Origin of the sequence: Sandarakinorhabdus sp. (assembly GCF_031422795.1) — a bacterium.
In the GTDB taxonomy this organism is placed as follows: domain Bacteria; phylum Pseudomonadota; class Alphaproteobacteria; order Sphingomonadales; family Sphingomonadaceae; genus Sandarakinorhabdus.
Genome location: NZ_JANPML010000462.1, coordinates 1 through 7658, shown reverse-complemented (window position 1 = coordinate 7658; position 7658 = coordinate 1). Strand labels below are relative to the sequence as shown.

Annotated in this window: 9 protein-coding genes; 7 read left to right on the top strand and 2 right to left on the bottom strand. The window is 64.4% G+C overall.

All coding sequences use genetic code 11. The annotated features are described in order from the left end of the window. Positions 1-440: GNAT family protein (locus RMO81_RS15580; protein WP_310476862.1), on the bottom strand; the 440-nt coding region annotated here is incomplete at its 3' end. Further along, positions 437-1036, bottom strand: coding sequence for an HNH endonuclease (locus RMO81_RS15575; protein ID WP_310476860.1), 600 nt, complete (start codon positions 1034-1036; stop codon positions 437-439). The genes RMO81_RS15575 and RMO81_RS15580, both read right to left, overlap by 4 nt. A gap of 145 nt (positions 1037-1181) precedes the next feature. On the opposite strand from RMO81_RS15575, the gene gluQRS reads away from it, so the two are divergent. The 7 genes from gluQRS to RMO81_RS15540 all read left to right on the top strand — a co-directional run bounded on the left by gluQRS (position 1182) and on the right by RMO81_RS15540 (position 7250). After that, positions 1182-2105: a tRNA glutamyl-Q(34) synthetase GluQRS gene (gluQRS, locus tag RMO81_RS15570; protein WP_310476859.1), complete on the top strand. Its 924-nt coding sequence runs from the start codon at positions 1182-1184 to the stop codon at positions 2103-2105. A gap of 82 nt (positions 2106-2187) precedes the next feature. Then, positions 2188-2991 (top strand): PEPxxWA-CTERM sorting domain-containing protein, encoded by an 804-nt coding sequence (locus tag RMO81_RS15565; RefSeq protein ID WP_310476858.1) that lies wholly within the window; start codon positions 2188-2190, stop codon positions 2989-2991. 127 nt (positions 2992-3118) lie between these two features. Beyond that, positions 3119-3319, top strand: a complete 201-nt coding sequence (locus RMO81_RS15560; protein WP_310476857.1) for an HIG1 domain-containing protein — start codon at positions 3119-3121, stop codon at positions 3317-3319. A gap of 6 nt (positions 3320-3325) precedes the next feature. Further along, the gene (locus RMO81_RS15555) at positions 3326-3871 is read left to right on the top strand and encodes a cob(I)yrinic acid a,c-diamide adenosyltransferase (protein WP_310476856.1); all 546 of its coding nucleotides are present in this window, start codon (positions 3326-3328) and stop codon (positions 3869-3871) included. A 131-nt stretch (positions 3872-4002) separates the two neighbouring features. Then, complete coding sequence (locus RMO81_RS15550) at positions 4003-5397, top strand: PEPxxWA-CTERM sorting domain-containing protein (protein ID WP_310476854.1); 1395 nt, start codon at positions 4003-4005, stop codon at positions 5395-5397. Positions 5398-5571: 174 nt separating this feature from the next. After that, a complete protein-coding gene (locus RMO81_RS15545; protein WP_310476853.1) occupies positions 5572-6321 on the top strand; it encodes an electron transfer flavoprotein subunit beta/FixA family protein in 750 nt (249 codons plus the stop codon). Beyond that, a complete protein-coding gene (locus tag RMO81_RS15540; RefSeq protein WP_310476852.1) occupies positions 6318-7250 on the top strand; it encodes an FAD-binding protein in 933 nt (310 codons plus the stop codon). Before RMO81_RS15545 ends, RMO81_RS15540 begins: the two co-directional genes overlap by 4 nt. The last annotated feature ends 408 nt before the right edge of the window (positions 7251-7658 follow it).

The window sequence follows — 7658 nt, the reverse complement described above, 5'->3', positions numbered from 1 at the left end:
CAGCGCCATGCGTCGCCGATTTCATGATCCTGCACGATCCCGGTTCGCCGGAATCCCAGCCGCTGCAGGATGCGGGTGGAGGCATTTTCTGCTGGCAGCGTCTTGGCCCACAGTGGCAGCGCTGGATCGGCGGCGCGAGCGGTGGCCACCAGTGCGGCAGCGGTGCGGCTGGCGAGGCCCTGGCCTTCGCGGGCGGGATGGGTGAAATAGGCGATCTCCGCCCCCAGCGCCTTGGGTGGGCCGACAAAGGCGCCGCCGCCCACCATTTCATCACCCACAAAGGCCAGATAGGAAATCCACGGCGGGTGGTAACCTTGTTCGGCATATAGCTGGCGCGTGGCGTCGAGCAGGGCATCGGTGCCGTCGGGCCACGGGCCCTCATGCCCATTGCAGCGGCCATCTTCGGTAATGGGAAACAGCTGCAGTGCTGCTGCGGTCATGCCAGCAATTCCACATCCCAATAAAGATAATCGCGCCAGGTCTTGTGGCAATAATGCGGTGGGAAGGCGCGGCCATGGGCCTGCAGATCGTGGGTGGACGGCTGGGTGGGCCGCGACAGCAGCTGCATATGCGCTTCGGCCGGGGTGCGGCCGCCCTTTTTCAGATTGCACGGCGCACACGCGGTGGTGACATTCTCCCACGTCGTGCGGCCGCCATAAGCCCGCGGGATGACATGATCGAAGGTCAGTTCGCCGCCGGGCACGCTGCAATATTGGCAGGTGAAACGATCGCGCAGGAACAGGTTGAAGCGGGTGAAGGCCGGGTGGCTGGCCGGACGCACATATTGCCGAAGCGCGATCACCGAGGGCAGCTTCATCCGCACGCTGGGCGAAGCGATTTCACGGTCATATTCGGCGATGATGTCGACCCGTTCCAGAAAGGCCGCCTTGATCGCTGTCTGCCACGGCCATAGCGACAGGGGATAATAGGACAAGGGGGTATAATCGGCGTTCAGTACCAAGGCCGGGCAGGCTTCGGGCGACACCAGGCTGCGCTCGGTGACGAACTTCTGTTCCAGCAATTCTGCCGTCAGCATTAGGGCCTCCCCGCACATCGGGATGGCAACGCTTGACACGGGCCCAGTCGCACAAGGGTTGCTGCCAACGAGCCGCAACCCCAGGGCCGCCAGCGCGGCCGTTCCGTTATGCGCTAGTCTTTACAACGGATTGTATGTCAGGCCAATGACAACACCGGATTTCGTTGTGGATAACGTGGATAACTTGGCCCTCACCACTCGTTTTGCGCCGTCGCCGACGGGGCTGCTGCACCGTGGCCACGCGCGGTCGGCGCTGCTGGGCTGGCAGTTGGCGCGACGCAGCGGCGGGCGATTCATTCTGCGGATCGAGGATATTGACACCGCCCGCTGCCGCCCGGAGTTTGAGGCGGCCATCCTGAATGATCTGGCCTGGCTGGGGCTGGATTGGGATGGCCCGGTGTGGCGGCAGAGCGAGCGCGCACCGGTGTACCGTGCCGCGCTCGATCGGCTGGTGGCCATGGGCGTCGCCTATCCCTGTTTCTGCACGCGCGCTGATATTGCAGCGGCGGCCAGCGCGCCGCATGGGCCGGAATGGGGGCCGGAATGGGGGCCGGAATGGGGGCCGGAATGGGGGCCGGAAGGGTCGATCTATCCCGGCACCTGCCGCCACTTGAGTGCTGCCGAACGGGCGCAGCGTTCGGCGACGGAAACACCGGCATGGCGGCTGGACGTGGCCGCAGCGCTGGACCGCAGTGGCCCGCTGAAATGGCACGACGCCACCGCCGGGCCACAACGGGCCGATCCGGCGGCGGGCGGTGATTTCGTGGTGGCGCGGCGTGATATCGGCACGGCCTATGCGTTGGCCGTGGTGATCGATGATGCCGCGCAGGGTGTTACCGATGTGGTGCGCGGCATGGACCTGTTCGACGCCACCCATGGCCAGCGTCTGCTGCAGGCCCTGCTGGGTCTTCCCGCCCCGCGTTATCATCACCACCCGCTGCTGCGCGGCAGCGATGGCAAACGACTGGCCAAACGCGATACCGCCGAATCGCTGGCGATGCTGCGGGCAGGCGGGGTCGATCCTGCCCAGCTGCGGCAGGCCGTGCTGGCCGATCAGATTGTTCCTTAACAAGGTCCTACTTGACCGCCTGCTATCTGCAACTTAGCAAAAGGCAAGGGGCGCGCAGATCGCCCATTTGGGGAGGGTTTTCATGCGTTTTGGTCTGTTTTGTGCTGCCGCCACGGCCAGCATCGCTGTTTGCGCACCGGTTTCGGCCGCGCAGCAGCTGTTCAGCTTTAGCGGCACGGTTTTCCTGGCACCCTCGGGCACGCCGATTGCGGCGCTGTCGGCGTTTGCTGGCGGTACCGCGATCGGTGGTTTCATCGTCGACACGCAGGCTGCCGGCCTGCAACTGGTCGGCCCGGTTGGCGGCCAGGGCGAAGGTGCGCTGTTGACCGGGGCGATCACATCCGGCCAGCTCAACATCATTGGTTCCGGCGGCGCCATCACATTGGTGTGCAACGGCAATGATTTCGGCAACATCTTCACCGTCAACAATGGCGGCGTGGGCGGCAATCCCAACAACCGGCTGGATCAGATGGGCTATGGCACCGGATCGCGGGTGGTTTCGGGCAGCATCCTTCAACCCTATGATGTTTTCGGCATACTGCCGCCGGATGTGTTTTTTGGCTCGCTGTTTTTCGGCCGCACGCTGCAGGGCCCGTTCGACAATCCGCCAAGCCTGATCACCGACGTGACGACGCGCGGTTTCGCCGGCGTGCTCACTGGCCCCATTGGCAACTCGCCGTTCCTGTCGATCAACTTCCGCCAGGGCAATCCGCAGGGCGCCATTTTGGCCGGCCTGCCGCTGCAGGCGCTGTCGATCGGCAATCTCCAGCTGACAATCACCGATATCGGCGGCGGCGTGCCGGAACCGGCAAGCTGGGCCATGCTGATCATTGGTTTCGGCCTGACCGGTGCCGTGATGCGGCGGCGGGCAGCGCAGACTGCCTGAAACCCGGGCTGCCCGAAACTGGGGCCAGCCTGAGAATTCAGGGGGCTGAACCAGCAGCTGTGGCCTTGCTGACGCACCCCCCAGAACACGGGTGTTCTGGCTGGGAAAGGATGGTAGGTCTTGCCCCATGCAAGCCACGCTCATCATTTTCATGGTCGCTTCGGCGGTTGCCACGCTGGCCGTATTGGCGCGCGGCATCATCATCATGGCGCGCGGCCAGGATGTGACCGGCCAACAGTCCAACCGGATGATGAGCCTGCGTGTCGCCATGCAGGGGCTGGCGATCTTCTTCATCGTCATCCTGTTCCTGATCAACCGGCCGGGTTGATCTGTCATGGTTCGTCTGAACCGCATTTATACCCGCACCGGCGATGATGGCTCCACCGGCCTGGTGGACGGCAGCCGAGTTTCCAAGGCCAGCCATCGCCCGGTGGTGATGGGCAGCGTTGATGAAACCAACGCCGCCATCGGCCTGGCCCGTCTGCACGCCAGCGAATCGACCGACGCGATGCTGTCGCGCATTCAGAACGACTTGTTTGATCTGGGTGCCGATGTGGCGACGCCAGTGGGCGTTGATGGCGCTCTGCGCATCGTGGCGACGCAGGTGGGCTGGCTGGAAGCGCAAATTGACGCTGCCAACGAACAACTTGCGCCGCTCACCAGTTTCATCCTGCCAGCGGGCACAGCTGCCGCCACGCATCTGCATCTTGCCCGCACTATCGCGCGCCGTGCCGAACGTGATGCAGTTGCGGCCGGCGACGAGATTTCGGCAGTAGCGCGCCAATATTTGAACCGACTGTCTGATTTGCTGTTTGTTCTGGCGCGCATTGAAAACGCCGCGGCAGGTGATGTGCTCTGGGTGCCGGGCGCCAGTCGCTGATACTGACTATTTTGAGCATCCGTCACGTTTTGCAGCCTGGTTGACTTTTTTCCTTAACCATTTTGGATCATTAACCGAAGTCATGGTCGCCTGTTGGGGGTAGCCGCCAACAGTTTCTGGGGGATTGATACATGACTCGCTTGATGAACCGCGGCCTCAAGGCCGCGGCTGTGGTTGCAACCGTCGCCGCCTTGGCGCTGCCCAATGTCGCACATGCCAGCGCGGCCGTGCAGGATGTCAACTCCACCCTGCTGAACAGCATCCGTGCTGGCGCCGCCGGCCCGCCGCCGCGCGCCGCCCGCGCTATCGCCATGGTCAGCGTTGCCACCTTCGATGCGGTCAACGCCGGTTCGCACATGGGCTATCAGGGTTATAGCTACGCTGGTCCGGCTGTTTCAGGCGTGTCCAAGGATGCGCTGGCGATTTCGGCGGGCTACACGATGATGGCCAATCTGTTCCCGACGCTTTCGGCGGGGCTTTTGACCACCATGAACACCCGTTTGAACGCGCTGCCGGTGAATGCCGCCGTCCGTGCCAACAGCCTGTCGGTTGGCAGCTCGATCGCCAACAACTTCTTCAATGCCCGTTCGTCGGACGGCGCGGCTGGTGCACAGGTGGCTTATGTGCCCGGCACCAACCCCGGTGATTTCCAGCCGACCAACCCGAACCCGCCGGTGCTGCCGCTGTGGGGCAACGTGACCACTTTTGCAGCCACCAGCAACGCCCAGTTCGCCAATGGCGCGCCGCTGGCCCTGGGCAGCGCGCAATGGATTGCTGAATATAACCAGGTCAAGGCGTTGGGCTGCTCCACCTGCGGCACCCCGGAACAGCAGCTGATCGCCCGCTTCTGGGCCGATGGCGGCGGCACTTTCACCCCGCCCGGCCACTGGATCGACATCACCAATGGTCTGATTGGCGGCCTGTCCACCCTAGAAGCCGCTCGCGCCACCGCACTGGTTGGCATGTCGGTCGCCGATGCCGGCATCACCGCCTGGAACGACAAATATACCTACAACACCTGGCGCCCGGTCACCGCCATCAACAATTGCACGCTCGCCACCTGTGGCGTGGCCGGCGAACCGGGCTGGACGCCGCTTTTGGCCACCCCGAACTTCCCGTCCTACGTGTCAGGCCACAGCAGCTTCTCGGGCAGCGCCGCCGGCGCTCTGGCGGGCTATTTCGGCACCGACAATCTGGCTTTCTGCACCCCGGCCGATCCGGCCGCGGGCGTGGTTGCCAATCGCTGCTTTAGCGGCTTTTCTGATGCTGCATTCGAAGCCGGCATCAGCCGCATCTATGGCGGCATTCACTATGAAGACGATAACGGCAAGGCGGTTCGCAACAGCCTGAACCTCGGCAATTTCGTCGCCGATACCCAGCTGCAGCGCATCGGCGCCGTGCCGGAACCGGCGAGCTGGGCGATGCTGATCGTCGGCTTTGGTCTCGTCGGCGCGCTTGCGCGTCGTCGCAACTACGGCGTCGGCGGCGTGGCGCGTCGTCGTCGCCAGTCGGTGGTTGCCGCCTGATTTCAGGCTGAAACCGCACTGATTTGGGCATCGGCCCGGCGCTGGCAGCAGCGCCGGGCCGATGTTTTTTGTGAGGCTGCCGCGACAGGTTGACGTTAACGTAAACTTGGGCCTTGACCCTGCTGCCCTCATGGGTCAAGTGCGGTGCAGATCAATGCTTGGGAAAGGCCAGCCATGAAGGTGCTCGTCCCCGTCAAACGGGTGGTGGATTACAACGTCAAGGTGCGCGTGAAGTCGGATAACACCGGCGTCGAACTCGCCAACATCAAGATGAGCATGAACCCCTTCGACGAAATCGCCGTCGAAGAGGCGATCCGCCTGAAGGAAAAGGGCATCGCCACCGAGGTTGTGGTGGTTTCCCTGGGTGTGCAGCAATGCACCGAAACGCTGCGCACGGCGCTGGCCATGGGCGCCGATCGCGGCATCCTGGTGCTGACCGATGTTGCCACCGAATCGCTGGGCGTCGCCAAGGTGCTGGCCGGCATCGTCGCTGAAGAAGCGCCGGGCCTGGTCATCCTGGGCAAGCAGGCGATTGACGACGACGCCAACCAGACCGGCCAGATGCTGGCCGGGCTGCTGGGTTGGGCGCAGGGCACGTTCGCCTCCAAGCTTGATCCGCAGGGCGACACGCTGAACGTGACCCGCGAAATCGATGGCGGCCTGGAAACCGTGGCGCTGAAAATGCCGGCGATCGTGACGACCGATCTGCGTCTGAACGAGCCGCGCTATGCCTCGCTGCCGAACATCATGAAGGCTAAGAGCAAGCCGATCGCCAGCAAGACGCCGGCCGATTACGGCGTGGACATGACCCCGCGCCTGACCACCCTGAAAGTCACCGAGCCGGCCAAGCGCCTGGCCGGCATCAAGGTGAAATCAGTCGATGAACTGGTCGCGAAGCTGAAGGAAATGGGAGCAGTCGCATGAGCACGCTGGTTATGGCTGAACACGACAACGCCATTCTGAAGGACGCCACGCTGGCCGCCGTCACCGCTGCCGGTCAACTCGGCGGCGATGTCCACCTGCTGGTCGCGGGCGCTGGCTGCGCTGCCGTGGCCGCTGCCGCCGCGCAAGTGGCCGGTGTCGCCAAGGTGCTGCTGGCCGATGACGCCGCCTATGGCGCCGCCCTGCCGGAAAATATCGCGCCGCTGGTGGTGGGCCTGATGGCCGGTTACGATGCCTTCGTCGCCCCGGCCACCAGCCGCGGCAAGAACGTTGCGCCGCGCGTTGCCGCCGCGCTGGACGTGGCGCAGATCAGCGAAATCCTGTCCGTCGAAGGCCCGGATACCTTCACCCGCCCGATCTACGCCGGCAACGCCATCGCCACCGTGCAGTCGTCGGACGCCAAGAAGGTGATCACCGTGCGCGGCACCGCCTTCGCCAAGGCCGCGACCAGCGGCGGCAGCGCCTCCGTTGAAGCCGTCAGCGGCAACGGCAGCGCCGGCACGTCAAACTTCGTCAGCGCCGAACTCACCAAATCGGCCCGCCCCGAACTCACCGCCGCCAAGATCATCGTCTCCGGCGGCCGCGCGCTGGGTTCGTCGGACAAGTTCCACGAGTTCATCGATCCGCTCGCCGACAAGCTCGGCGCCGCCGTCGGCGCCAGCCGCGCCGCCGTCGATGCCGGCTATGCCCCCAACGACTATCAGGTCGGACAAACCGGCAAGATCGTCGCGCCCGAACTCTATGTCGCCGTCGGCATCTCCGGCGCGATCCAGCACCTGGCCGGCATGAAGGACAGCAAGATCATCGTCGCCATCAACAAGGACGAAGAAGCCCCGATCTTCCAGGTGGCCGACGTCGGCCTGGTCGGCGACCTCTTCACGCTGGTGCCGGAACTGACCGGCAAGCTGTAATCAGCGCTTGCTGCGAAACAGGAAGGCCGTCGCTCGTTGGAGCGGCGGCCCTTTTCGTTTGGGAGGAAGAAAGAGGGGCCTCCGGCGGGCAGGGACTCAGTCCCTGCACTCGTTTGTTTGATGTCTCCTTCCGACCCACTTGTGGTCATCCGAGGCCCCGCCTAAGAACGACCGCTTCGGGTGGAGAGCGGACATTACAACGACGGGCATCAGGATCCCAGACTGACCGCACCCAGCCGCCGCACCACCTAGGCGCGGTCGGCGGCGGACAGGTCCCGATGATACACATCTGCCGAGCCTGCATCTCCGCCGAGAGACGGACCGGAGGGTCGAGCCTCAGACAACAGCCGCAACCCAGTCGGTCCCCTTCAAGGCGGCGGCGTAGGTCCGGCTGACCGGAGCGAACGA